Annotated in this window: 12 protein-coding genes; 7 read left to right on the top strand and 5 right to left on the bottom strand. The window is 73.1% G+C overall.

Going from position 1 to position 25,435, the window contains the following annotated elements; genetic code table 11:
* The first annotated feature begins 2 nt into the window (after positions 1-2).
* From ACGFIR_RS12635 to ACGFIR_RS12655, 5 genes are read left to right on the top strand one after another with little or no spacing between them, the layout of a single operon-like run.
* Positions 3-1,022, top strand: coding sequence for an LLM class flavin-dependent oxidoreductase (locus tag ACGFIR_RS12635; protein ID WP_393144856.1), 1,020 nt, complete (start codon positions 3-5; stop codon positions 1,020-1,022).
* A complete protein-coding gene (locus ACGFIR_RS12640; RefSeq protein ID WP_393144858.1) occupies positions 1,019-2,614 on the top strand; it encodes an MBL fold metallo-hydrolase in 1,596 nt (531 codons plus the stop codon). The genes ACGFIR_RS12635 and ACGFIR_RS12640 overlap by 4 nt, the downstream gene beginning before the upstream one ends.
* Entirely contained in the window at positions 2,611-6,213 is a 3,603-nt protein-coding gene (locus tag ACGFIR_RS12645; protein WP_393144860.1) for a CocE/NonD family hydrolase, read from the top strand. The genes ACGFIR_RS12640 and ACGFIR_RS12645 overlap by 4 nt, the downstream gene beginning before the upstream one ends.
* Positions 6,210-7,511 carry an aspartate aminotransferase family protein gene (locus tag ACGFIR_RS12650; protein WP_393144862.1) on the top strand — a complete coding sequence of 434 codons (1,302 nt, stop codon included), beginning with the start codon at positions 6,210-6,212 and terminating at the stop codon, positions 7,509-7,511. The genes ACGFIR_RS12645 and ACGFIR_RS12650 overlap by 4 nt, the downstream gene beginning before the upstream one ends.
* A gap of 16 nt (positions 7,512-7,527) precedes the next feature.
* The gene (locus ACGFIR_RS12655; RefSeq protein ID WP_393145799.1) at positions 7,528-7,740 is read left to right on the top strand and encodes an MbtH family protein; all 213 of its coding nucleotides are present in this window, start codon (positions 7,528-7,530) and stop codon (positions 7,738-7,740) included.
* Positions 7,741-7,809: 69 nt separating this feature from the next.
* On the opposite strand, the gene ACGFIR_RS12660 is transcribed toward ACGFIR_RS12655, so the two are convergent.
* The 5 genes from ACGFIR_RS12660 to ACGFIR_RS12680 form a co-directional block, all read right to left on the bottom strand.
* Complete coding sequence (locus tag ACGFIR_RS12660; RefSeq protein WP_393144864.1) at positions 7,810-10,083, bottom strand: condensation domain-containing protein; 2,274 nt, start codon at positions 10,081-10,083, stop codon at positions 7,810-7,812.
* The gene (locus tag ACGFIR_RS12665) at positions 10,080-18,485 is read right to left on the bottom strand and encodes an amino acid adenylation domain-containing protein (RefSeq protein ID WP_393144866.1); all 8,406 of its coding nucleotides are present in this window, start codon (positions 18,483-18,485) and stop codon (positions 10,080-10,082) included. The genes ACGFIR_RS12660 and ACGFIR_RS12665 overlap by 4 nt, the downstream gene beginning before the upstream one ends.
* Before the next feature lie 117 nt (positions 18,486-18,602).
* Positions 18,603-19,205: a cysteine hydrolase family protein gene (locus tag ACGFIR_RS12670; RefSeq protein WP_393144868.1), complete on the bottom strand. Its 603-nt coding sequence runs from the start codon at positions 19,203-19,205 to the stop codon at positions 18,603-18,605.
* An 11-nt stretch (positions 19,206-19,216) separates the two neighbouring features.
* Entirely contained in the window at positions 19,217-21,301 is a 2,085-nt protein-coding gene (locus tag ACGFIR_RS12675) for a glycogen debranching N-terminal domain-containing protein (protein ID WP_393144870.1), read from the bottom strand.
* On the bottom strand, positions 21,294-21,665 hold the full coding sequence (locus ACGFIR_RS12680) for a hypothetical protein (protein WP_393007337.1): 372 nt from the start codon (positions 21,663-21,665) through the stop codon (positions 21,294-21,296). Before ACGFIR_RS12680 ends, ACGFIR_RS12675 begins: the two co-directional genes overlap by 8 nt.
* Positions 21,666-21,915: 250 nt before the next feature.
* Between ACGFIR_RS12680 and ACGFIR_RS12685 the strand changes: the two genes are divergently transcribed.
* Complete coding sequence (locus ACGFIR_RS12685) at positions 21,916-22,677, top strand: sulfite exporter TauE/SafE family protein (RefSeq protein WP_393144872.1); 762 nt, start codon at positions 21,916-21,918, stop codon at positions 22,675-22,677.
* 296 nt (positions 22,678-22,973) lie between these two features.
* Positions 22,974-25,394: a carbohydrate-binding module family 20 domain-containing protein gene (locus ACGFIR_RS12690; RefSeq protein ID WP_393144874.1), complete on the top strand. Its 2,421-nt coding sequence runs from the start codon at positions 22,974-22,976 to the stop codon at positions 25,392-25,394.
* Positions 25,395-25,435 lie beyond the last annotated feature (41 nt).

Consider the following 25,435-nt stretch of genomic DNA (forward strand, 5'->3'; position numbering starts at 1 on the left):
CCGTGCCCGACGTCAGCTTCATCACCGTGGTGCCCCGGGTCCGGGACCTGACCGCGTACGCGGACACGGCGATGTCCGTCATCCGCCGCACCGACGCGGCGGACCTCGACGGGGTGCTCATCTTCACCGGCAGCGGCGCGGTGCTCGACCCCTGGGTCCTGGCGACCGCCGCGGCGGCCGGCACCACCCGGCTCAGCCCGCTGGTCGCGGTGAACCCCGTCTACCAGCACCCGTTCACCGCGGCCCGGATGGTCGCCTCGCTCGGCCTGCTCTACCAGCGGCGGATCGACCTCAACCTGATCACCGGCACCGCTGTGAGCGACCTGGACGCGCTCGGCGACCGGCTGGACCACGACGACCGGTACGCGCGCCTCGCCGAGTACGTCGAGATCATGATGGGGGTGCTGGGCAGCCGCCGCCCGTTCAGCTTCGACGGGCGGTTCTACCAGGTGTCCCGGTTGCAGCTCACCCCCGGCCTCCCCGCGCACCTGCTGCCCCGGCTGTTTGTCGCCGGGCAGTCCCCGGCGGCCCGGCAGGTGGCCGAGCGGGTGGGCGCCACCAGCATCCAGATGCTCACGGCGGCCCGGCCCGACGCCGACGGGACGCCGGGCGCGCTGAACTTCGGGCTGCTGACCCGGGCGACGGCGGAGGAGACCGAGCGGGTCGCCGAGGCCCGTTTCCCGGAAGACCCGGACGGCGCGAAGATCACCGCGGTCACCATGGCCAACACCGACTCCGTCTGGAAGCAGCGGCTCTTCGCCGAGGCGGAGGCCGGCCACGGGGCCGTCACCGTCGACCCGGCGTACCGGCTCGCGCCGTTCCGCTCCGGCCAGGCGGACGGGCCGTACCTGGTGGCCGACCACGCCGGCGCCGTCGAGCGGCTGCTGGCCATGATCCGGGCCGGGGTGCACACCTTCGTGCTGGACACCCCCACCGACGACGAAGACTTCCACCACCTCGCACAGGTCGTCCGGACCGTCCGGGACCGACTGCGTACGGACTCCACCGAGGGAGCGCGATGAACCAGCCCTTCGCCAGCCACGACCTGGTGCACGCCCGCCCCAACCTGGCGCTGGAACCGCTCATCCACCGGTACTACGCCTGGCTGAACCTGGTGTCGCCGGCGCCGGCGGCGATGAACTTCGCCAAGCTGCACGTGCCGCTGCTGCGCTCGTTCCTCGACGCGCCGGCGCTGCACCGCCGCTCGGCCCGCGACCCGAAGCTGCGCGGCGGCATGTTCGTCGACCTCGAGGACGACCAGCTCGACGGGGTGTCCGACCTGGCGACCCGCCTCGCCGACGGACCCATGCCGGAGCTGTCGGCGGCCATGGACGAGCTGACGGTCAACCTGGAGAAGCTCGCCGACGGCTTCGACCTGACACCCCGCTACGGCGAGATCCCGCCGGCCCTGCGTGGCTACGTCGAGCTGGTCTACGACCTCAACGACCACGCCCGGATCCGGCTCGCCGAGCGGATGCTCTACCGGTCGCGGCACTTCGACGAGACCGCCCACTCGGTGGACCTGTCGCTGGCCACCGGCGACGAGCGCCCGTTCGCGATGACCACCCCGCGGTTCCCCGGCAACGGGCACGTGCAGGCCACCATGCCGCTGCGGGACCCCCGCATCGACCTGCTCTTCTCCACCATGACCACGGCCCGGCCCTTCGGTGAGCTGCGGGAGGCTTTCGACGTCTCCGACGCCGACCTGGCGACCTTCAGCGGGTTGTTCTCCGCCGAGCCGGGCGGCAGCCCGGACCGCAACCTGGACGGCCCGGGGCTGCGGGTGCGCTACTTCGGGCACGCCTGCGTGGTCGTGCAGTCCGGCCCGGTCACCGTGATGACCGACCCGTTCCTGTCCGACGCCCTCGGCGACGGCGACCGGTACGCCTACGCCGACCTGCCCGACGTCATCGACTACGTGCTGATCACGCACGGGCACCAGGACCACCTCGAACTGGCCTCCCTGCTGAAGCTGCGGCACCGCATCGGCACGGTGGTGGTCCCGAAGACCGCCGCCGGGGCGTTGCAGGACCCGTCGCTGCGGCTGTGCCTGGAGGCGCTCGGCTTCCCCAACGTGGTCGACGTGGAGCCGGGCGAGACCATCGAGCTGCCCGACGGGCAGATCGTGGTGTGCCCGTTCGTCGGCGAGCACTGCGACCTCGACATCGCCGCGAAGGTCACCTACTCGGTGCGTACCGGCGGGAAGAACCTCTACTTCGGCGCGGACAACCGCTGCGTCGACCCGGCCCTGTTCGGCCACATCCACGACATGATCGGCGACGTCGACATGGCGTTCCTCGGCATGGAGTGCGACGGCGCCCCGCTGTCCTGGATGTACGGTCCGCTCTTCTCCCGCCGCATCGACCAGAAGATGAGCCGCAGCCGCAAGCTCAACGGCTCCGACGCCGTCGAGGCGATGGGCATCGTGCGGCGGCTGCGGGCCCGGCAGGCGTACGTGTACGCGATGGGCCGCGAGCCGTGGCTGGTGTTCGTCATGGCGACGAACTACACCGACGATTCGTACCAGCTCAAGCAGATGGCGGAGTTCTTCCAGCGCTGCGCCGACGTCGGGGTGCCGGCGCGGGAACTCTACGGACGGGCCGACCTGGTATGAGCCGCACCTGGACCTGCCGTTCGCAGTACGTGGCCACCCGCGACGGGACCCGGCTGGCGGCGTACGTCTTCCGGCCGGTCGGCCAGCGTGACCCCGCGCCCGCCGTCTGGGCCCACGACCGCTACCACCAGGTGTCGCCGCGCCCCGGGCGCGACGACTTCCTGGCGGTGGTGCGCGCCGAACTGGCGGACGTCGACATCACCGACATCGACGACCTCGGCGTGGCCGAGGTGGCCCCCGGGGAGGTGACGCTGCGGGCCTTCCCGGTCGCGCAGCGCCTGCTGGCCCGCGGCTACGTCGTGGTGGTGGTGGACAGCCGGGGCAGCGGCGCGTCGTTCGGCACCAGCGACGGCCCCTTCTCGACGGTCGAGGCGACCGACACGTACGACGTCACCGAGTGGATCGCCGCCCAGCCCTGGTGCGACGGCCGGGTGGGCATGTTCGGCCGCTCCTACCTCGGGGTCTCGCAGTACCTGGCGGCGAGCACCGCCCCGCCGCACCTGGCGGCGATCTTCCCGCAGATGGCGCTGTTCGACCTGCACCGCTTCGCCTGGGACGGCGGGGTGTTCCGGGACGACTTCGCCCGCGCCTGGGGCGAGGACGTGCGCGAACTCGACAGGCGTGGTCCGGTCGCGCCCCTCGACGACGACCCCGACGGCCTCCTGCTGGCCGCCGCCCGCGAGCAGCACGTGGCGAACCGGGACGTCCGGACGATGTTCGCCGGCCTGCCCGGGCGCGAGTCGCGGCTGGCCGACACCGGCGAGGCGGCGTACCTGACCCGGAGCCCGTCGGCGCTGCTGGAGGCGATCAACGCCTCCGGGGTCGCCGTCTACCACCTGGGCGGCTGGCACGACGTCTGGGCGCGCGACGCGACCGAGTGGGCCCGCCGGCTGACCGTGCCGCACCGGGTCGTCATCGGCCCCTGGCCGCACACCGGCGGGGTGCTGGGCGGCGCCGGCTACAACCTGGCCGACGAGCACGTGCGCTGGTTCGACCACTGGCTGCGGGGCCGCGACACCGGGATCATGGACGGCCCGGCCGTCCGGTACCACGTGCTGGGCGCCGACGCGTGGCGTACCGCCCGGTCCTGGCCGCCGGAGCCGGCGACGACCGGCACGTGGCACCTCGGCCCGGCCGGCGAGCTGGGACCGGAACCCCGGGTCGGCGAGGCCCGGCGGTACGAGGTCGACTACGCCACCACGTCCGGCAAGACCAGCCGGTGGGCCAGCGGCTACGGCTCGCCCTTCCAGCGCCCGGACCTCACGGACAACGACACCCGGGCGCTGTGCTGGACCTCCGACCCGCTGACCGAGGCGGTCGAGCTGGTCGGCGCCCCGGTGCTGCGGCTGACCGCCCGGGTCACCGACGGCCCGGCGGACGTCTTCGCCTACCTGGAGTCGGTCGCCCCCGACGGCACCTCGCTGTACGTCACCGAGGGCTGCGGCCAGGTCGACGGCGCTCCCGGCGACTCCCGCCTGGAGATCGAGCTGCACCCGATCGCGTACCGGTTCGCGGCGGGCGACCGGATCCGGCTGGCGCTCACCGGTGCGGACGCGGACAACGCGCTGACCGTGCCCCGGGACGTCGCGCCGGTGCTGACGGTGCGCCACGACGCCGACGCCGCCCCGACGCTGGAGCTGCCCCGCGCGGCAACCCTCGAACGGCGCGACGCCGACGCCGGGTCGGACGACGTCACGGCTCCGCTCTCCGTGGCGCAGCGGGCGATCTGGCTGGCCGAGCAGGCCGGCACGAGCGGAGCGGCGTACCACCTCGACGCGGCGGTCGAGCTGACCGGGCCGGTGGACGCCGGCGCGCTGCACGCGGCGGTCGACGAGATCGTCCGGCGGCACGAGGCGCTGCGGACCACCATCGTCGAGGTCGACGAGGAACCGGTCCAGCGCATCCACCCGGCGACGCCGCTCACCATCGCGCGGCTCGACCTCAGCGATGCGCCGGCCGACGGCTGGGCGGTCGACGAGCGGGTGACCGGATTCCGCGACCGCCGGTGGGACCTCGCCCGGGAGTGGCCGATCCGGGTCGCGACCGTGCTGCTGCCCGCCGGCCGGACGGCGTTGCTGCTGGTGGTGCACCACGTCGCCGCCGACCCGACGGCGGCGGAGATCTTCTTCGCGGAGCTGGCCCAGCTCTACCCCTCGTACGCGCGGGGGGAGCCGCTCCGGCTGCCGGACGTGCCGTGCCGGTACGCGGACGTGGCCCGCCGCCAGCAGGCCGAACTCGCCGGGCCGGGCGCGGCCGACCAGCTCGCCCGGTGGCGGCGCTACCTGGACGGCGCCCCGCAGGTGATCACCCTGCCGACGGACCGGCCCCGGCCGCCGGTCCTGGACCACCGGGGCGGGTCGGTGCGCTTCACCGTCGACGACGACCTCGCCGCCCGGCTGGTGGCGGCGGCCGCCGCCGCGCGGACCAGCCCGTTCACCCTGCTGACCGCCGCGTTCGCCCGCACCCTGAACGCGTACGGCGCGGGCGACGACCTGCTGATCGGCACGCCGAGCCTGCAACGCGACGACGAGTCGACCCGCGACCTGATCGGCTGCCTGGTCAACCTGCTGCCGCTGCGGATCCGGGTCGACCGCGACGCCACCGTGGCCCAGTTCCTGCACGACGTACGCGGCAGCGTGCTGACCGCGCTGGAGCTGCGCCGGGTGCCCTTCGACACGCTGGTCGGCGAGCTGCGCCCGCGCCGGGACCCGGCGGTCTCCGCGCTGGTGCAGGTCTGCGTCCGGTACGGCCGGGCGGTGCCGGACCGGTTCAGGCTGGGCGCGGTCGAGGCGCTGCGGTGGGAACCGCCGGAGTGGACCTCGGCGAAGTACGACCTGGCGCTGGCCGTGAACCAGGTCGGCGAGGACCGGATGGTGGGCAGCCTCGACTTCCGCCTCGCCCTGTTCGACCGGGCCACCGTCCAGCGGATCCTCGACTCGATGCTGACCGTGCTCGACCAGCTCGTCTCCGACCAGGAGCGGCCGGTGGGGGAGCTCTCCGCCATGCCCCGCCGGGAGCTGCGGGCCGTGCTCGACGGCTGGAACCCGGCGCGGCTGCCGGACGCGTTGGTCGGCCAGGACGACCTGCCGGCCGTGGCCCGCTGCTACGTCCTCGACGACCGCGCGCGGCCCGTACCGGTGAACACCCCGGGGCGGCTGTGGGTCAGCGGCGTCGGCGAGGTCGACGACCCGTACGCCGGGACGCCGGGGGCACGGATGCGGGACACCGGGGCCACCGTGCGGTGGACCACGGCGGGACGGCTGGAACTGGTGCCCGCCGCCCCCGGGCGGCCGACCGTCCCGCCGGAGGCCGCCCCGGACACGGCGCAGCCGACCGCCGCGCCGTCCGGCCCGGCGACCGACGACGGCCGCTGCGAGGTGCTGGACCAGCTCGGGCAGATCTGGGCCACCCTGCTCAAGGTCGACGGCGTCGAGCCCGGGGACGACTTCTTCGACCTGGGCGGCGACTCGCTCTTCGCGATCCGCCTGATCAGTCGGATCCGCAAGGCGTACCAGGTCCGGCTCTCCCTGCAGGACGTCTTCGCGGCGCCGACGCTGGCCGAGCAGGTCGACCTGGTCCGCGAACGGCAGGCGTCGTGAGCGGGCCGGTCTTCTACCCCTGGTCCGCCCAGGAGGAGATCGACCCGGTCCGCGTGGCCGGCGGCGCGGGCAGCTGGTTCTGGGACGAGCAGGGCAACCGGTGGCTCGACCTGCACGCCCAGATGGGCAACCTGCACCTGGGCCACCAGCACCCGGCCCTGGTGGAGGCGCTGCGCGAGCAGGCCGGACGGATGTGCACGATCGCGCCGTCGTTCGCCGTCGACGTCCGCGACGAGGCGGCCCGGGCGATCGTCGAGGTGGCACCGGGGGACCTGGAGACGGTCCTGTTCACCACCGGCGGCGCGGAGGCCGTGGAGCACGCGGTGCGGATGGCGCGGGTGGTCACGGGGCGGCCGAAGGTGCTCGCGGCCTACCGGTCCTACCACGGGGCGACGGCGGGGGCGCTGGCGTTGACCGGTGACCCCCGCCGCTGGCCGGTGGACACGGCCAGCGGCAGCGCCGTGCACTTCACGGGCCCGTACCCGTACCGCAGCGAGTTCCACGCCGAGAACGCCGCACAGGAGGGCGAACGGGCGCTGGAGCACCTGCGCCGGCTCGTCGGGTACGAGGGCCCGGACACGATCGCCGCGATCCTCGTCGAGCCGGTGGTGGGCAGCAACGGCGTGCTGGTGCCGCCGGACGGCTACCTGGCCGGCGTCCGCCGGCTCTGCGACGAGCACGGCATCCTGCTGATCGCCGACGAGGTGATGACCGGCTTCGGTCGGTGCGGCCGGTGGTTCGCCAGCGACCTCTGGGACGTGGTGCCCGACCTGATGACCTTCGCCAAGGGGGTCAACTCCGGCTACGTGCCGGTGGGCGGGGTGCTGCTGTCCCGCGCGGTGGCGGCCCACTTCGCGCACCGCCGCTACCCCGGCGGGCTGACCTACTCCGGGCACCCGCTGGCCTGCGCCTCCATCGTGGGGGCGCTGCGGGTGCTGCGGGAGGAGAACCTGGTCGACCGGGCGGCCGCACTCGGCCGCGACGTGGTGGGCCCGGCGCTGGCCGAGCTGGCCGAGCGTCACCCGATCGTCGGCGACGTCCGCGGCGTCGGGCTGGCCTGGGCCGTCGAGCTGGTCCGGGACCGCGCGACCCGCGAGCCGCTGGCGCCGTACGCGGCCCCGGGGACGCTGGCGCCCGAGATGGCCGCCGTCCTGGCGGCGTGCAAGCGGCAGGGCGTCTGGCCGCTGGCAGCGGCCAACCGGCTGCACCTGTTCCCTCCGTTGACCATCACGGAGGAGGAGTTGACCGCCGGGATCGCCGGGATCGACCGGGCCCTGACCGAGGTGTCCAAGCTGTGAGGAGAAGAAGATGACGGTGGAGCAGACGGAGACGGCCGACATCTGCCGGGTCGTCGTCAACGACGAGGAGCAGTACTCGATCTGGCCGGACGGCCGGGAGATCCCGGCGGGCTGGCGGGAGGAGGGCTTCGTCGGGCCGCGCGCCCGGTGCCTGGAGCACATCGACTCGGTGTGGACGGACATGCGCCCGCTGAGCCTGCGCCGGGCGATGGCGGGCGAGGCACGGTAGGAGACGTCGGGGTCCGGCCGCGCGGCGCGCGTCGCCCGGTCGGGCCCGCCGAGGGCCGGGCGCCACCACTCACCGGTCCTCCAGCGCCCGGGCCAGCCAACCGGCGATCCGTTGCACCGTGGGCCGGCGCAGCAACGAGTAGTGGTCGCCCTCGTACTCGTGGACGGTGGTCCGGGCGCCGACGTAGCGCTCCCAGCGCGGCTGCCAGCGCGGCGACGCGGAGGCCTGTATGACGGTCAGCGGCAGCTCCGCGCCCTCCGGCCGGTACCCGGCCACGGCGGTGACGTGCCGGGCGAAGGTCTCTACCCGGCGGCGCACCTCGCGCACCGGCAGCGCCACCGGGGTCACCCCGGCGTCCACCAGCCACCGGCGCAGCAGCATCGTCTGTTCCTCGACCGGCAGCGCGGCGAGCGTCGCCGCCGCCGGCGCCGGGTGGTCCCGGCCGAGGGACGCGGCGAGGTCCGCGGCGAAGCGGGCCGCCGTCGCGGCGTCGTCGGTCCCCTCGCCGGCCGGGCGCGCCTGCCCGGGCGCGGTGTCCAGCACCACCAGCAGGTCGACGGAGCGTCCGGCCCGCACCAGCCGGCGGGCCATCTCGTACGCGAGCAGGCCGCCCATCGACCAGCCGCACAGCCGGTACGGGCCGGCTGGCCAGCGGGCGACGACTTCGTCCAGGTACGCCTCGGCGAGCGCGTCGATGGAGTCGCCGGTGGCGTCGGCGGCCGACTCGATGCCGACGAGGTGGTGCGCGGGCAGCAGCCGGGCGAGTTCGGCGTACGCGCCGACCGTGCCGCTGACGGGGTGCGGCAGGATCAGCGGCGGTCGGTCGGTCGGCCCGCCGAGGTGCACCAGCGTGCCGGACCCCGTTCCGCCCGTCCGGGTACGCGCCGCGGGCGGCGGGGTCGCCGCCCGGACGCCCCGCACGGCCCGGCACACCGGCAGCGTGTCGACGGTGGCGTGCGGGTCGGCGACGACCGCGTCCAGCAGCGCCCCGAAGTCGTCGGCGACGGCGGCCATGTCCGCCGGGTCGAACAGCCCGTCGCGCCAGGTCCAGGCCGCCACGAGCCCGCCCGAGCCGTCGGTCAGGATGTCCAACTGCACGTCGAACTTCGCCGTGCCGGTGTCGACGTCGATCCAGGCGGTGCTCAGACCGGCGAGCTGGGGCGGGGGCGCGGGTCGGCCCTCCACGCTGAACGCGAACTGCGAGAACGGCATCCGGCCCGGCACCCGCGCCGGGCGCAGCTCGTCCACGATCCGTTCGAACGGCACCGCCATGTGGGCGTACGCCCCGAGGGTCAGCTCCCGGACCCGGTCGACCACCTCGGCGAAGGTCGGGTTACCCGCCAGGTCGCCGCGCAGCACCACGGTGTTGACGAAGTACCCGATCCGGCTCTCGTCCGCCTCGCTCGTCCTGCCCGTCGTCGGCGACAGCACGGCGACGTCGCTGCTGCCGGTGCGCACGGACAGCAGCACCAGGTACGCCGCCAGCAGCGTCATGAACGAGGTGGCCCGCCGGGACCGACCCAGCCGGGTGAGGGCGGTCGTCACGCCGCGGTCCAGCGGGACGTCCAGCCGCCGCCCGGCGGCCAACGCCGCGGGCACCCGGTCGCGGACGCCGGGCAGGTCCAGGTCGGGCAGGCCGGCCAGCCGCTCGCGCCAGTAGGCCAGTGCCGCGTCCGGGTCCTCCGGGTCGTCGACGAATTCGTCCTCGTCATCGGGCATCGGCGGATCGAGGTCCGGCGTCTTCCCCGCCCGCAGCGCGTCGTACGCCGTGGCGAGGTGGTTCCAGAAGACCGGGCGGGACCCGCCGTCGAAGACGATGTGGTGCACGGTGACCGCGAGCAGGTGCTCGTTGGCCCCGCAACGGATCAGCACCGCCCGCAGCAGCGGGCCGTCGGCCAGGTCGAACAGCTCGTCGTGGGCCCTCTCCAGCTCCTGTCGGATCCGCTGCTCGCGGGTCGCGGCGTCCGTCGCGCCGAGGTCGACGACCGGCACCGGCACCGGCGTGGGGGGACCGATCCGCACGAGCACCTCGTCGTCGACCATCGCGAAGGTGGCCCGGAGCAGGTCGTGCCGGTCCGTGACGGCGGCGAGCGCGCCGCGCAGGGCCGGCAGGTCCAGCTCGCCGGTCATCCGTACCACGGTCAGGATGTGGTACGCGGTGCTGGTCGGCTCCAGCTGTTGCAGGAACCAGAGCTGCCGCTGGGCCACGGTGGCGGGACCGACCGGCGTGGTGTCCAGCCGCTCGCGCAGCAGCCGTACCAGTAGGTGCCGGTGCTCCTCCGCCGGCCAGCCGGGCGGCGGTCGCAGCAGCGCGGCGACCGGGTCGGGCGACGGGCCGCTCATCGGGGTGCTCCTGTCTCGTCATACGGCGGGCCGGGCCGGGTGGCGGCGGCCAGCGCTCGTCGGGCCTGGTCCTCGGTGAGCGCGGCGACGGCCTCGCGCAGGCCGGCCACGGTGTCCACCCAGCCGGGCCGGCGCTCGACGCGGCGCAGCTCGCCGGCCAGGCCGGCGATCGTCGGGTTCCGGAACAGCGCCGCGACCGGCAGGTCGACCTCGAACGCGGCGCCGGCCTGCGCGGTGACCTGGGTGGCCAGCAGGGAGTGCCCGCCGACGGCGAAGAAGTCGTCGCGGACTCCGATGCCCGCGACGGGGGTGCCCAGCACCGTCGCCCAGATCCCGGCGAGCTGCCGCTGCACAGCGTCGCCGGGCGGCGCGGAGCGGACGGTCGTGGGATCCGGTGCGGGGAGTGCGTTGCGGTCGATCTTGCCGTTGCGGGTGAGGGGGAAGTGGGGCAGGGCGATGATGGCGTGGGGTACGAGGTGGCGGGGGAGGGTGTGGTGGAGGGTGTCGCGGAGTTGGTGGGTGTCGATGTGGGTGCCGGTGACGTAGGCGATGAGGTGGCGGCCGGTGGGGAGTGTGCGGGTGGTGACGAGGGCGGCTTCGATGTGGGGTTGTGTGCGTAGGGCGGTTTCGATTTCGCCGGGTTCGATGCGGTAGCCGTTGATGGCGATTTGTTCGTCGGTGCGGCCGAGGAATTCGAGGGTGCCGTCGGTGCGGAGGCGGCAGAGGTCGCCGGTGCGGTAGAGGCGGCTGCCGGGTGGTCCGTACGGGTCGGGCAGGAACCGCTCCGCCGTCTGCCCCGGACGGCCGAGGTATCCCCGGGCCAGTCCGTCGCCGGCGATGCAGAGTTCGCCGGGCGCCCCGGGCGGCACCAGCCGCAGCTCGGCATCGAGGAGGTGGACGCGGGCGCCGTCGATCGGGGTGCCGAGATCCGGCCGGTGGGTCCCGTCCGGGCGCACCGGCCCGGCGGTGGCGACGACTGCGGCCTCGGTGGGCCCGTAGTGGTTGACCAGGGCGTAGGGGGTGCGCGCGGAGGGCCGGGTGGTGAGGGCGTCCCCACCCGTGAGCAGCGTGCGCAGCGTGGTGGTGGGCGGCGTGGGCAGCCGCAGGATGGCCTCGGCGATCGGGGTGGGCACGAAGGCCTCGGTGAGACCCTGCCGGTGCATCCAGTCGTGCAGCGCGGTGGGGTCGAGGCGGTCGGCGGGGTCGGCGATGTGCAGGGTGGCGCCGCTGACCAGCGCGGGCCAGATCTCCCACACCGCCGCGTCGAAGCCGAGGCTGGCGATCTGCCCGTGGTGCTCGCCGGGCCCGCTGGGATAGGTGTCGAGGTGCCACCGGACGAGGTTGGCCAGGGCGTGGTGGGCGACCATGACGCCCTTGGGGGTGCCCGTCGAGCCGGAGGTGTGGATGACGTACGCCACCTGCTCGGGGTGGATGTCGACCCGGGGTGCCGCCGGGGAGGCGCAGCGGTGCGGGGTGAGGGTGACGATGCCGGGGGGTGTGTCGGTGTCGTGGGGGTGTTCGGTGATGAGGATGGTGGCGGCGGAGTTGGTGATGAGGTGGTGTCGGCGTGTGGTGGGTGCGGTGGGGTCGATGGGGAGGTAGGCGGCGCCGGCTTTGAGGACGGCGAGCATGGCGGTGATGGCGGGTGTGCCGGGTGGGAGGCTGACGGCGACGGGGTGGTCGGGTCGGGCGCCGTGGTGCAGGAGTTGGTGGGCGAGGTGGTTGGACCACTCGTCGAGTTCGCGGTAGGTGATCGCGCCCGCTCCGTCGACGACCGCCACGGTGTCGGGCTGGCGTCGGGCCGTCTCCGCCACCAGTAGGGGCACGCACCCGCGAGCGCCGTCCGACCATCCGGCCATTCCGGCCGGCCCGGTGCCCTGGACGTCCGTACCGTCAGCGGGGTCGGTCCCGGCCGGCCGCGTCGCACGAGCCGGGTCCGACCCGCTCCGCCGCCCCGTGGACACCGCCGCGAGCCGCCGGCGCTGGTCGTCGGTGACGGCCTCCACGGTGGACAGGCGCCGGTCGGGGTCGGCCAGCACGGCGGCGACGAGGGCGCGGTAGCTGTCGGCCAGGTCGGCCATGGTGCCGGGCTCGTACAGGTCGCGGGCGTAGCTGAAGTACACGTCGACGGTGTCGGCCCCCACCTCCGCGTGGACCGTGAGGTCGAACTTCGCGGTTCCCGGCTCGATCGACACCGGCCGCATGGTGGAGGTGTGCAGTGGCATGGGTTCGTCGGCGATGCCCGTGGTGTTCCCGCCGGTGAAGACGGTCTGGATGAGGGGTGGGGTGTGGCGGTCGCGGGTGGGTCGGGTGTGTTCGACGAGTTTGTCGAAGGGGATGTCCTGGTGGGTGACGGCGTGCATGAGGACGGTGCGGGAGTGGTGTAGGAGTTGGCGGAAGGTGTGGTGGGGGTTGATGTCGACGGCGAGGGGGAGGGTGTTGACGAAGAAGCCGATGAGTTTTTCGGCGTCGGGGTCGGTGCGTCCGGTGAGGGGGGTGCCGATGACGATGGGGTTCTGGTGGGTGTAGCGGTGGATGAGAAGTTGGAAGGCGGCGAGGAGGACGCCGAAGGGGGTGGAACCGGTCCGGGCGGCGAGGGCGGTCAGGGTGCCAGCGGGTAGGTGGGTGTGGTGGACGGCCGTGGGCCCGGATTCGGTGTCAGGGCGGGGCCGGTCGGTGGGCGGGTGGCACACGGGTGGGGCGTCGCGGAGTCGTGCGGCGAGTTCGTGGAGGTGCTGCTGGGCGTCGTCGCTCTGCCAGTGGTGGCGTTGGCGTTCGGCGATGTCGGCGTACTGGGTGGTCAGGGGTGGCAGCGAGGGGGCGCGACCGTGGGTGAGGTCGGTGTAGAGGTGGTCGAGTTCGGTGTGGAAGACGCCGACGGACCAGCCGTCGAGGACGATGTGGTGCCAGGTGAGGCAGAGCACGTGGGCGGTGTCGGAGAGGCGCAGGGTTCGGCAGCGTAGGAGTGGGCCGGTGGTGAGGTCGAATGGTTTGTCGAGTTCGGCGCGCAGGATGTCGCGGATGTGGTGGTCGTGGTGTTCGGGGTCGATGCGGGTGAGGTCGTGGCGGGTGCGGTGATGCGTGGGCTCGGGGTGGATGATCTGGACGGGGACGCCGTCGTGCTCGGCGAAGGTGGTGCGCAGGACTTCGTGCCGGCGGGCGATCTCGTTGATGGCGGTGTCGAGGTGGTCGAGGTCGAGTTCGCCGTCGATGTGCCAGGCGGTCTGGGTGTTGTAGGCGGTGGATTTCGGGTCGAGGGTGTGCAGGAACCACAGGCGTTGCTGCGCGAACGACAGGACCCGGCCCGGCGACGGGGTCTCGCCGGCCGGCGCGACGAGGGCCGGATCGCTCGGTTGCCCGGCGCGGGTCACGACCGGGTCGTCCTCGCCGCCGCCGGTCGACGGATCGGTTGGCACCTCGTCGCGTAGGCGGTCGGCCATCGCGGCCACGGTCTGCGCCTCGAACACGATCGCCGCCGACACCGGCACGCCGAGGGTTTCGCGTAGCCGGGCGGCGATCATGGTGGCCTGCATGGAGTGCCCGCCGAAGGCGAAGAAGTTGTCGTCGCGGCCCGGCGTCCGGCCGATCACGTCGGCCCACACCTGCGCCACCCGTCGCTCCAGGGCGTCGCGGGGCGGCTCGCCGCGCGCGGACAGGTCCGGTGCGGGGAGTGCGTTGCGGTCGATCTTGCCGTTGCGGGTGAGGGGGAAGTGGGGCAGGGCGATGATGGCGTGGGGTACGAGGTGGCGGGGGAGGGTGTGGTGGAGGGTGTCGCGGAGTTGGTGGGTGTCGATGTGGGTGCCGGTGACGTAGGCGATGAGGTGGCGGCCGGTGGGGAGTGTGCGGGTGGTGACGAGGGCGGCTTCGATGTGGGGTTGTGTGCGTAGGGCGGTTTCGATTTCGCCGGGTTCGATGCGGTAGCCGTTGATGGCGATTTGTTCGTCGGTGCGGCCGAGGAATTCGAGGGTGCCGTCGGTGCGGAGGCGGCAGAGGTCGCCGGTGCGGTAGAGGCGGCTGCCGGGTGGTCCGTACGGGTCGGGCAGGAACCGCTCCGCCGTCTGCCCGGGCTTGTTCAGGTAGCCGCGGCTGACCACGTCGCCGGCGACGCAGACCTCGCCGGGCGCCCCGGGCGGGACCAGTTGCAGGTCGGCGTCCAGCAGGTGGATGCGGGCGCCGGCGATCGGGACGCCGAGGTCGGGCCGGTGGACGCCGTCGGGGCGGACGGGCCCGACGGTGACGGCGACGGTGGTCTCGGTCGGCCCGTAGATGTTGAACAGGGTGTACGGCACCTGCGCGGACGGCCGGGTGGTGAGGGCGTCCCCGCCGGTGAAGATCGTCCGCAGACGGCTGGTGGACGGGGTGGGCAACCGGAGGACGGCCTCCGCGATCGGGGTCGGCAGGAACGTCCTCGTGACGTCCTCCCGGACCAGCCAGTCGTGCAGCGCGGCGGGGTCGAGGCGGTCGGCGGGGTCGGCGATGTGCAGGGTGGCGCCGCTGACCAGCGCGGGCCAGATCTCCCAGATCGCGGCGTCGAAGCCGAGGCTGGCCACCTGGCCGTGGCGTTGGCCGGGCCCGCTGGGGTGCGCGTCCAGGTGCCAGTGGACCAGGTTGGTCAGCGCCCGGTGGGGGACCATGACGCCCTTGGGCGTGCCGGTGGACCCGGAGGTGTGGATGACGTACGCGACCTGCTCGGGGTGGATGTCGAGCGGGGGCGGCGCGGCCGTGGCCGTGGCCTGCGGGGTGAGGGTGACGACGCCGGGGGGTGTGTCGGTGTCGTGGGGGTCTTCGGTGATGAGGATGGTGGCGGCGGAGTTGGTGATGAGGTGGTGTCGGCGTGCGGGTGGTGCGGTGGGGTCGATGGGGAGGTAGGCGGCGCCGGCTTTGAGGACGGCGAGCATGGCGGTGATGGCGGGTGTGCCGGGTGAGAGGCTGACGGCGACGGGGTGGTCGGGTCGGGCGCCGTGGTGCAGGAGTTGGTGGGCGAGGTGGTTGGACCACTCGTCGAGTTCGCGGTAGGTGATGGCGCCGGTCCCGTCGACGACGGCGAGCGCGTCGGGTTGGCGTCGGGTCGTCTCCGCCACCAGCCGGGGCACGCACCCCAGATCACCGGGCGGGACCGGAACCGGGCTGGCGATCAACGCGTCGGCGAGCCGCTCCCGCTGGGCGGCCGTGACCGCGACCACGGTGGACAGCGGCCGGTCCGGCTCGGCCAGTACGGCGGCGACCAGGGCCCGGTAGCTGTCGGCCAGCTCGGCCATCGTGGCGGGCTCGTACAGGTCGCAGGCGTAGTCGAAGAGCACCCGGACGGCGTCCGGCTCCACCTGCACCTGGACGGTCAGGTCGAACTTCGCGACCCCCTCGTCGATCGGCAGCGGCCGCATCGTGGCGGTGTGCAGCGGTGCCGGTTCGGTGCCTTCCATGGTGGTGAAGACGGTCTGGATGAGGGGTGGGGTGTGGCGGTCGCGGGTGGGTCGGGTGTGTTCGACGAGTTTGTCGAAGGGGATGTCCTGGTGGGTGACGGCGTGCATGAGGACGGTGCGGGAGTGGTGTAGGAGTTGGCGGAAGGTGTGGTGGGGGTTGATGTCGACGGCGAGGGGGAGGGTGTTGACGAAGAAGCCGATGAGTTTTTCGGCGTCGGGGTCGGTGCGTCCGGTGAGGGGGGTGCCGATGACGATGGGGTTCTGGTGGGTGTAGCGGTGGATGAGGAGTTGGAAGGCGGCGAGGAGGACGCCGAAGGGGGTGGAGCCCGTCTGGGCGGCGAGGGTGGTCAGGGTGGTGAGGGTGTCGGGGTTCAGTTGGCTGTGGTGGACGGCGGTGGGGCCGGGTTCGGTGTCGGGGCGGGGCCGGTCAGTGGGCGGGTGACAGACGGGTGGGGCGTCGCGTAGTCGTGATGCGAGTTGTTCGAGGTGTCGTTGGGCGTCGTCGCTCTGCCAGTGGTGGCGTTGGCGTTCGGCGATGTCGGCGTACTGGGTGGTGAGCGGCGGCAGCGAGGGGGTGCGACCGTGGGTGAGGTCGGTGTAGAGGTGGTCGAGTTCGGTGTGGAAGACGCCGACGGACCAGCCGTCGAGGACGATGTGGTGCCAGGTGAGGCAGAGCACGTGCGTGGTGGGGGTGAGTTGGAGGACGTGGCTGCGCAGTAGCGGGCCGGTGGCGAGGTCGAACGGTTGGTCGAGCTCGGCGCGCAGGATGTCGCGGACGTGGCGGTCGTGGTGCTCCGGCTGGATCCGGGTGAGGTCGTGGCGGTTGCTGTGGTGGGTGGTCGGCGGGTGGATGATCTGGACGGGGACGCCGCCGTGCTCGGCGAAGGTGGTGCGCAGGATCTCGTGCCGACGGATGATCTCGTCGATGGCGGTGTCGAGGTGGTCGAGGTCGAGTTCGCCGTCGATGTGCCAGGCGGTCTGGGTGTTGTAGGCGGTGGATTTCGGGTCGAGGGTGTGCAGGAACCACAGGCGTTGCTGCGCGAACGACAGGACCCTGCCCGGCGACGAGGTCTCGCCGCCCGGCGAAACGAGGGCCGGATCGCTCGGTTGCCCGGTGCCGGTCACGACCGGGTCGTCCTCGCCGCCGCCGGTCGACGGATCGGCCGGCACCTCGTTCCTTAGCCGGTCGGCCATCGCGGCCACGGTCTGCGCCTCGAACACGATCGCCGCCGAGATCGGCAGCCCGAACCGCTCGCGCAGCCGGACGGCGACCATCGTGGCCCGCAGCGAGTGCCCGCCCAGGGAGAAGAAGTTGTCGTCGCGGCCCGGCGACCTGCCGAGCACCTCCGCCCACACCTGCGCCACCCGTCGCTCCAGGTCGTCGCGGGGCGCCTCGCCGACCCGCTCCGCCGGTGCGGGCAGCGCGGCCCGGTCCAGCTTGCCGTGCGGCGTGAGCGGCAGGGCGGTGAGCCGGACCCACGCGGCGGGAACCATGGTCGCCGGCAGGTACCGGGCCGCGTGCTCGGCCAGCGCCACGTCGTCCGGGCCGGCCTCGGGCACGACGTACCCGACGAGCCGGGGGCCGGCCGTCCCCTGGTGCAGCCCGACGGCGGCGGCCCGTACGTCCGGATGACGCAGCAGCACGCTCTCGATCTCGCCCAGCTCGATCCGGTGGCCGTGCAGCTTCACCTGGTCGTCGACCCGGCCGGCGAAGTGGTAGGTGCCGTCCGGTAGCTGGCGCGCCAGGTCACCGGTGCGGTAGAGGCGGCTGCCCGGCGGCCCGTACGGGTCGGGCGGGAACCGCTCGGCGGTCAGGGCGGGACGGTCGTGGTACCCCCGGGCCACGCCCGGCCCACCGATGAACACCTCGCCCAGGCTGCCGGCGGGGACCGGACGCAGGTCGTCGGTGAGCAGCCGGATGGCGGCGCCCGCGGCCGGATGCCCGAGCGACGGCGGGCCGTCGCCCTCGACCGCCACCTCTCCGGCCATGGCCAGCACGGTGGCCTCGGTGGGTCCGTACAGGTTGACGGTGGTGAACGCGTGCTCGGGGCGGGGGCGGGCCAGCAACTGCTGGCCCCCCGCGCCGAGGATGCGCAGTACCCCGTCGGGCGGCGCCGGCCGGGTCAGCACCGCCTCGGCGAGCGGGGTGGGCAGCGTCGCCGAGGTGATCGCGTGCGTGGTGAGCCAGTCCACCAGCCGGTCGGGGTCGACCCGGGTCGCGTCGTCGGGCATCCAGAGGCTGGCGCCGGCCACCAGCGGTGCCCAGATGTCCCACACCGAGGCGTCGAAGCCGGGGGAGAACAGGTGCAGGCAGCGGTCGTCGGGACCGAGGCGCTCCGCGTCGGCCCGCCACCGGGCCAGCCCGCGCAGCGAGCCGTGCTCGACCATGACCCCCTTCGGCAGGCCGGTGGACCCGGAGGTGTAGATCACGTACGCGAGGTCACCCGGGCCGACCGGCACGGCCGGCGGGCGGTCGGGGTACGCGGCGAGCGTGGCCCGGTCGTCGTCGAGCAGGACGACCGGGGTGCCCGGAACCACCAGGTCGGGCCGGACCAGCGACCGTACGGTGACGAGCACCCGCGCCCGGGAGTCGGTGAGCATGTGCCGGACCCGCTGCGGCGGGTAGCCGGCGTCGACGGGCAGGTACGCGGCGCCGGCGGTGAGCGCCGCCAGCACGCTGACGATCCCGTCGACACCGCGGGGCAGCAGGACGGCGACGAGGTCGCCTCGGCGTACCCCGGTGGCCCGCAGGTGCCGGGCCAGCCGGTTGCTGCGTGCGCGCAACTCCCCGTAGGTGACGAGGGCGTCGTCCGTGCCCAGCGCCACCGCGTCGGCGGGATGCCGGACGATCGCCTCATGGACAAGGTCCGCGTGGTGTGGCTCGCCTCCGGGGGGCTGGCCGGACGGCCGGGCGGGGACGGGGGGCGCTGACCAACCGCTTTCCTTGATCATGATGCGCCGGATGCTGCCAGCGCGGCACATCGGTCGTCAATGCGAACGGGCCGCGCTAGGGGCTGTCCAGGCAGTTGTTTGGGGCTGGCCGGCCGCCCACCGGAGCGGCCCGGCCGGGGCGGCCGACGGGCGGCCCGGCCCGACGGCTCACCTCGTCAGGCGGTCGGCGACCTCGGCGGCGGTGACCACCTCGCCGAGCTGCCCCATCGTCTCCAGGCTCATCCGGTGGATGTCGTCGGTCGCGGCGGTGCACGCGTCGGAGACGACCATCGTCTGGTAGCCGTGGTTGACCGCCTCGAACACGGCGTTCATGACGGCGAAGTTGGTGGCGACGCCGGTGAACAGGAGGGTCTGCACGCCCCTGGCGCGCAGCACCGTGTCGAGTTCGGTGCCGAAGAAGGCGCCGAGCCGGACGGTGGTGATGACGACGTCGCCGGCCTGCGGCGCCAGCTCGTCGATGATCCGGGTCTTCGGCGCGCCGTCGAGGAAGGCCTGCCGTTCGGGGTACATGGCGTGGCTGGGCGTGTTGGGGATCAGGTCCGGGTATCCGGGCCGGTAGGCGACCCGCGTGTAGACGACGAGGCCGCCGCCGGCGCGTACCGAGGAGGCCACCTGCGCCGCGTACGAGGCGACGCGGTGCCGGGCGACCTGTTCGGCGAAGTAGGGGCCGAAGAACCCGCCGGGGCTGACGATCTCGTGCTGCCAGTGGACGCCGACGACGGCGGTCCGGGTCGGGTCGGGTCCTCGCATTGTCACTCCCGTCACGGGGCGGAGAGTTGCTGCGGCGCCGGCTGGTAGCCCCGCCCGCCCGCGCCGGTCGGCCCCCGGCCGTACGCGTCGAGGCGCCCCCACCGCCCGGGAATGTCCAGCAGCGCCACGAAGTCGAGATTAGCGGGCAACGCGGGCCTGCTCACGAGGTCTTCGCCGACCGGGTGCAGCCCGAGCATGGTGCGCAGCAGCAGCGGGGTGGCGCCGGCGGACCACGCCTGCGGGCTGCACGCGGTCGGGTAGTTGACCGGGTACTTGGTCTCGTCGCGGCTGTAGCCGGCGAACGCCTCGGGCAGCCGGCCGTCGTAGAAGACCGCCGCGTCCAGGATCCCGGCGGCGATCCGGGCCGCCTCGTCGGCGTACCCGTAACGGCGCAGCCCCCAGGCGATGAACGAGTTGTCGAACGGCCAGATCGTCCCGACGTGGTAGCCGATCGGGTTGTAGCGGCCGGAGCCCTCCGCCAGCGTGCGCACCCCCCAGCCGCTGAACAGCGCGGGCGACATCAGGTGGCGTACCAGGGCGGGAGCCTTCGGCTCGTCGACGATGCCGCTCCACAGCAGGTGGCCGATGTTGGACGACAGGGCGTCGACCTGGCGGCCGTCACCGTCGAGCGCGAGGGCCATGTAGCCCCCGTCGGCGACCCAGAAGTCGCGGTTGAAGCGCGACTTGAGGTCCGCCGCCTCCCGTTCCAGCCGGTCCGCGTACGCCGGGTCGTGCCAGATCGCCCGGGCGAGCCGGGCGGTGCGCATCTTCGCGTCGTACGCGTATCCCTGCAACTCGCAGGTCGCCCTGGGAAAGCCGGGCAGCCGCCCGTCGCGGTACGAGATGGCGTCCCACGAGTCCTTCCAGCACTGGTTCTCCAGGCCGTTGCGGGTGTTGCGCCGCTCATAGGAGATGTAGCCGCTGCCCGTCAGGTCGGCGTAGTGGTCGATCCAGTCGATCGCCGCCCGCGCCTCCTGTTCGACCGAGCGGACGAGCGCGACGTCGCCGGTCCAGCGTTCGTACTCGTCAAGCAGCACCAGGAACAGGGGAGTGGCGTCGGCGCTGCCGAAGTAGGGGGTGTGCGGCGTCTCCTCGAACACGCTCATCTCCCCGTACCGCATCTCGTGCAGGATCCGGCCGGGCTCCTCCTCCCGGAAGTCGTCGACCCGGCTGCCCTGCCGCAGGGCGAGCACCTTCAGCGTGGTGGCGGCGAGATCGGGCGCGAACGGCAGCGTCTGGAGGCTGGTGAGGATGCTGTCCCGGCCGAACAGGCTCATGAACCAGGGCAGCCCGGCGGCCGGCACGCTCCTGTCCTCGGCGAGGAAGGGGGTGAACCGCAGCGCGGCCAGGTCGATGAGGCTGCGCCGGTACGCGCCCCGCAGGGGCTCCCAGCTGGTTTCCAGCCGGGGTGCCTCCGCCAGCCACCGCTTCAGCCGGCGCTCCTTGTCCCTGGGACGCGTCGCCCGCCCGGGGATGGCGAGCCGTTCCAGCCCTCTCGGCATCGGCAGGTCCGGCTCGGCGGTCAGCCGGGTCCGCCAGTGGCCGTACGGTTCGAGGTGGACCTTGATCGTCAGGCCGTCGTCGTCCCACTCGGCCGGCGTCGTCGCCGAGACGATCGTCTCCCGCCGGAAGCGGTCCCGCTCGTAGCCGAGGACGAGACGGCCGTCGTCGACGCGCCGGTAGTGCCGGCCCTTCTTCCGCGCCGTCGCGTCCTTGACCTCGAAGATGTCCGCGAAGTCGGCGTCCACCTCGACCCTGACGGTGAGGTCGACCGGCCGGCCGTCGTGGTTGGTGATGCTCAGGTCCTCGTGCAGGCCGGAGTCGAGCGTGTGCACCCGGCGCACCGACAGCGTGCTGTTGACGTAGACGTCCTGCCGGCCGGGGACCAGGTAGAACCGGTTCTCGAAGTAGTGGATGTCGTCGATGGCGAGGGTGCTCAACCGCTCCCCGTCGATCGTCAGCACCCACTTCGACAGCAGGCGCGTGTCGTGGGCGAACAGGCCGAGCGGGGTGTCGGGTGACGGCAGGACGTCGCCGGCCCGGTCGCAGACGATGAAGGTCGTGCCGTCGAGGATGCCCACCTGGTCGTCAGCCATGCCCACCGTCCTCGTGTCGAGGCCGCTTGGACGTGGGTGGCGGGGGGAACAGCTTCCGGACCGTCGCGAAGATCCGCGGGCTGCCCGCCACCGACGCCTCGCCGCGCAGCACGGTGGTCAGGAAGTACGCCTCGCCGCTGGCGATCCGGTCGAACACCGCCCGGTCCGCCTCGACGACCGCCTCACCACCGGTCGCCTGCTCGCAGACGCTGATGTCACCTTTCTCGATCAGGACCAGCCAGTGGTCGGTGCGGCCGTCGTGGCTGATGTCGAAGCGCACGCTGCCCTCGTCGACCGCCCGCAGGCGGCGGTCGTGGCCGCGGCGTGCGAGATCGTGGAAGAACTCCTGGGTGGCATCCGCCATCGCGATCCCTCCTCACCGGCCACCTTCTTCACCGGCCACCTTCTTCCCCGGAGCGTCGCTGTCACCTCACCCGGAAGGGGTGAACCTCGCCCGCTGCGCAGCCCGACCGCCCGTGCCGCCCGGCCGTCCCGCCGCCCCGCCGCCCGGCCGACCTGCCCGGTCGCCGGCCGACATCCGCGGCTCCGGTGCCGTCGGGCGGCCTGCGGGACACCCGCCCGGCGGCCGGGCAACGCCACTAGCCTGGGATCCGATGGATCCCATCCAGGCGACGCTGCTCGTCGCCGCCGGTGTCGCCACGGGCGCCTTCAACGCGGTCGCGGGCGGCGGTTCCCTGATCGGCTTCTCCGCGCTGATCGCGGTCGGCATACCGCCGCTCAGCGCGAAGTTCACCAGCACCGTCGCCGTCTTTCCCGGCAACGTGGCGAGCGTCGCGGGAGGTTTCCGGGACCTGCCGCCCGGCCCGGACATCCGCAACGTCCTGCCCGCGGCGGTCCTCGGCGGGGTCCTCGGGTCGGTGCTGCTGCTGGTCACGCCCACGCGGGTCTTCGACATGCTCGTGCCGTTCCTGGTGCTTGCCGCGTCCGCCATCCTCGCTGCGCAGGACCGACTGGACAGGCTGGTCCGCAGCTCCGCCCTGCGGCAGGGGCGTCCGCACCCGGCGACGTTGCAGGTGTCCATCGGGCTGGGCGGCCTCTACGGCGGTTACATCGGCGCCGGATTCGGCATCGTCCTGATCGCCGTCCTGGCGTTGCTCCAGCGTGAGGCGCTCACCCGGACGGTCGCCATGAAGAACCTGCTCTCGGCGGTCATCTCGTTCACCGCCGTCGTGCTCTTCGTCCTCTTCGGCACCGTCGACTGGGTGGGGGTGGCACTCCTGGCCCCGGCGACCGTCGTCGGCGGCTTCGTCGGGGCACGGGTGCTCCGCCGGCTCCCCGGTGGTCCGCTCAGGGCGGTGGTCGTCGCGTTCGGGGTGATCTTCGGGCTGGTCCTGCTGGTCCGCAACGTCCTGTAGGAGGGCCGGAGCACTGCGACGGCCCGCCGTGCTGGCCGGTCACTCCGAAACGGTCCGGGCTCTTGCAAGTACTTGCAGGCTGTGACGTCGACGCTCCAGTTGGGCTGTCGGCTTCGCGGCTTTTGATGCTTGTCGCCGTACTCAGCCGTGATCAGCGGCAATGTTGCCATGAAATTTCGAGAAGTTTGCTGCAAGGTATTGCAGAGGCTGCCGGCAATCGAGCATTGTCTTTGCTACCCGGACGGCCGTCCCCTCCCGTCAGTGCCTCTTCGTCCCCGGAAGTAGGTCTTTCTGTCATGGCCCGATCGAAACCGCCCCTGCGCGCCCGCATCTCCCGCCTGTTCCTCGCCGTCGCCGTCGTCGCGTCCGGCGCCACCCCGGTCGTGGCGACCGCCGCCGCACCCGCCCAGGCCGCCGCCGCGCTCAACGACAGCGAGGTGACGGCCAACCTGTGGGAGTGGAACTGGAACTCGGTCGCCGCGGCCTGCACCGACCACCTCGGCCCCGCGGGCTACGGCGCGGTCCAGGTCGCGCCGCCGCAGGAGTCGGTGAGCCTGCCCAACAGCGCCGACGGGGTGCACCCCTGGTACGAGGTGTACCAGCCGGTGTCCTACAAGCTGGACAGCCGCTTCGGCAACCGGCAGCAGTTCGCCGCCATGGTCACCGCGTGCCACGCCGCCGGCGTGCGCGTCTACGTCGACGCGGTCGTCAACCACATGGCCGGCGTCAACAACCCCGCCGGCACCGTCGGCTACGCCGGCACGACCTTCACCGGCTACGACTACCCGGCCGTGCCCTACGGCTACGGCGACTTCCACCACCCCGGCGACAACTGCCCGACCTCCGGCGGCATCACCGACTGGAACAACGAGTCCCAGGTGACCAGCTGCGAGCTGCTGTCCCTGTCGGACCTGTACACCGAGAAGGAGCAGGTCCGCAACAAGATCGCCGCGTACCTCAACGACCTCATCGGCCTGGGCGTCGACGGGTTCCGCGTCGACGCGGTCAAGCACGTCAAGAAGGACGACTTCGCGGCCATCCTCGGCAAGCTGAACAACACCGTCGCGGAGAACAAGCGCCCGTACGTCGCCCAGGAGATCTTCGACGGCGCCTCCAACGACGCGCTCAAGGCGCGGGCGTTCATCGGCAACGGCGACGTGCTCGACTTCGCGTACGCCAAGGGGCTGCGCTCCAGCTTCCAGGGCTCGATCGCGAACCTCGCCAACGTCGCGAGCTGGAACCTCGACGCGCCCAGCGCCAACGTCTTCGCCATGGTCACCAACCACGACCTCGAACGCGACGGGGTGGTGCTGTCCTACAAGAACGGCAGCGACTACACCCTGGCCAACTACTTCGCGTTGGCGTACCCGCACGGCAAGCCCTCGGTCTACGACAGCTTCACCTGGTCGAACCGCAACCAGTCGCCGCCGGCCACCGGCACCGGCCACGTGACCGACACGGTCTGCGGCGCCGCCTGGACCTGCCTCACCCGGTCCACCGGCATCAAGGGCATGGTCGGCTGGGCCAACACCGCCCGCAACGTCAAGACGGTCTCGGACTTCACGGTCGTCAACAGCAACGTGATCGGCTTCCACCGGGGTGACCGCGGCTGGATCGGCATCAACGACTCCGCCTCCGCCGCCACCGCCCAGTTCGTCACCGGCCTCGCCGACGGCGCGTACTGCGACGTGATCTCCGGCGCCGCCACCGCCGCCGGCTGCACCGGCGCCACGGTCACCGTGACCGGTGGCCGGGCCACCGTCACGATCCCCGCCAACGGCGCGGTCGCCATCCACGCCAACGCCCGCGGCGGCCCCGCCGCCAAGGTCGCCACCACGTTCACCGCCACCGCCTCGCTGCCCGCCGACCGGACGCTGCACCTCGTGGGTGACACCCCCGCGCTCGGCAACGGCGACCCGGGCGCCTCCGTGCCGCTCACGCGTACCGGCACCGGTACGTGGACCGCGACGGTGGACCTGCCGGCCGCCACCGCCGTCTCCTACCGGTACCTGGTCAGGAGCGGAACGACGGTGGTCGAGCAGGAGGCCGCCAGCCGTACCTTCACCACCCCGGCCGGCGGGACGACCACCCGGACCGACACCTACGTGCCGGGCCCCGTCGGTGACACCGTCGCCACGACGTTCACCGTCACCGCGACCGTGACCGCCGGCCAGGAGGTCTACGTGGTCGGCAGCGTCCCGGCGCTGGGCAACTGGGCGCCGGCGAACGCGGTGCGGCTGCCCGCCACCGGCGGGGTGTTCCGCGGCGTGGTCGACCTGCCCCGGTCCACCACCGTGGAGTACAAGTTCATCAAGAAGACCTCCGCCGGGGCCGTCACCTGGGAATCCGGCGCGAACCGGAACCTGACCACCCCGGCGGGCGGCAGCCACACCGTCACCGAGACCTTCCGCGGCGACACCGCCGGTCCGGTCGCCACCGCCTTCCACGCCACGGCCACCACCTCCTTCGGCCAGAACGTGTACGTCGTCGGCAACCTGCCCGCCCTCGGCGGCTGGAACCCGGCGAACGCCGTCGCGCTCTCCCCGGCCGACTACCCGGTCTGGCGGGCCACCGTCAGCCTGCCGCCGAACACCGCCGTCGAGTACAAGTACCTGAAGAAGAACCCCGACGGCTCCGTCATCTGGGAGTCCGGCGACAACCGGACCTTCACCACCCCGGCGGGCGGCACCCAGACCCGCACCGACACCTGGCGCTGACCCACCCGGTGGCCGGCCCCGCCCGGGGCCGGCCACCCGGC

Origin of the sequence: Micromonospora sp. NPDC049051, from assembly GCF_043197575.1 — a bacterium.
In the GTDB taxonomy this organism is placed as follows: Bacteria; Actinomycetota; Actinomycetes; order Mycobacteriales; family Micromonosporaceae; genus Micromonospora.

What these genes read in the sequence shown, in the direction of transcription:
- ACGFIR_RS12685 (WP_393144872.1), top strand. Translation starts at nt 21,916, where the DNA reads ATGGATCCCATCCAGGCGACGCTGCTCGTCGCCGCCGGTGTCGCCACG.
- ACGFIR_RS12675 (WP_393144870.1), bottom strand. Translation starts at nt 21,301, where the DNA reads ATGGCTGACGACCAGGTGGGCATCCTCGACGGCACGACCTTCATCGTC.
- ACGFIR_RS12680 (WP_393007337.1), bottom strand. Translation starts at nt 21,665, where the DNA reads ATGGCGGATGCCACCCAGGAGTTCTTCCACGATCTCGCACGCCGCGGC.
- ACGFIR_RS12640 (WP_393144858.1), top strand. Translation starts at nt 1,019, where the DNA reads ATGAACCAGCCCTTCGCCAGCCACGACCTGGTGCACGCCCGCCCCAAC.
- ACGFIR_RS12670 (WP_393144868.1), bottom strand. Translation starts at nt 19,205, where the DNA reads ATGCGAGGACCCGACCCGACCCGGACCGCCGTCGTCGGCGTCCACTGG.
- ACGFIR_RS12690 (WP_393144874.1), top strand. Translation starts at nt 22,974, where the DNA reads ATGGCCCGATCGAAACCGCCCCTGCGCGCCCGCATCTCCCGCCTGTTC.
- ACGFIR_RS12665 (WP_393144866.1), bottom strand. Translation starts at nt 18,485, where the DNA reads ATGTGCCGCGCTGGCAGCATCCGGCGCATCATGATCAAGGAAAGCGGT.
- ACGFIR_RS12660 (WP_393144864.1), bottom strand. Translation starts at nt 10,083, where the DNA reads ATGAGCGGCCCGTCGCCCGACCCGGTCGCCGCGCTGCTGCGACCGCCG.
- ACGFIR_RS12645 (WP_393144860.1), top strand. Translation starts at nt 2,611, where the DNA reads ATGAGCCGCACCTGGACCTGCCGTTCGCAGTACGTGGCCACCCGCGAC.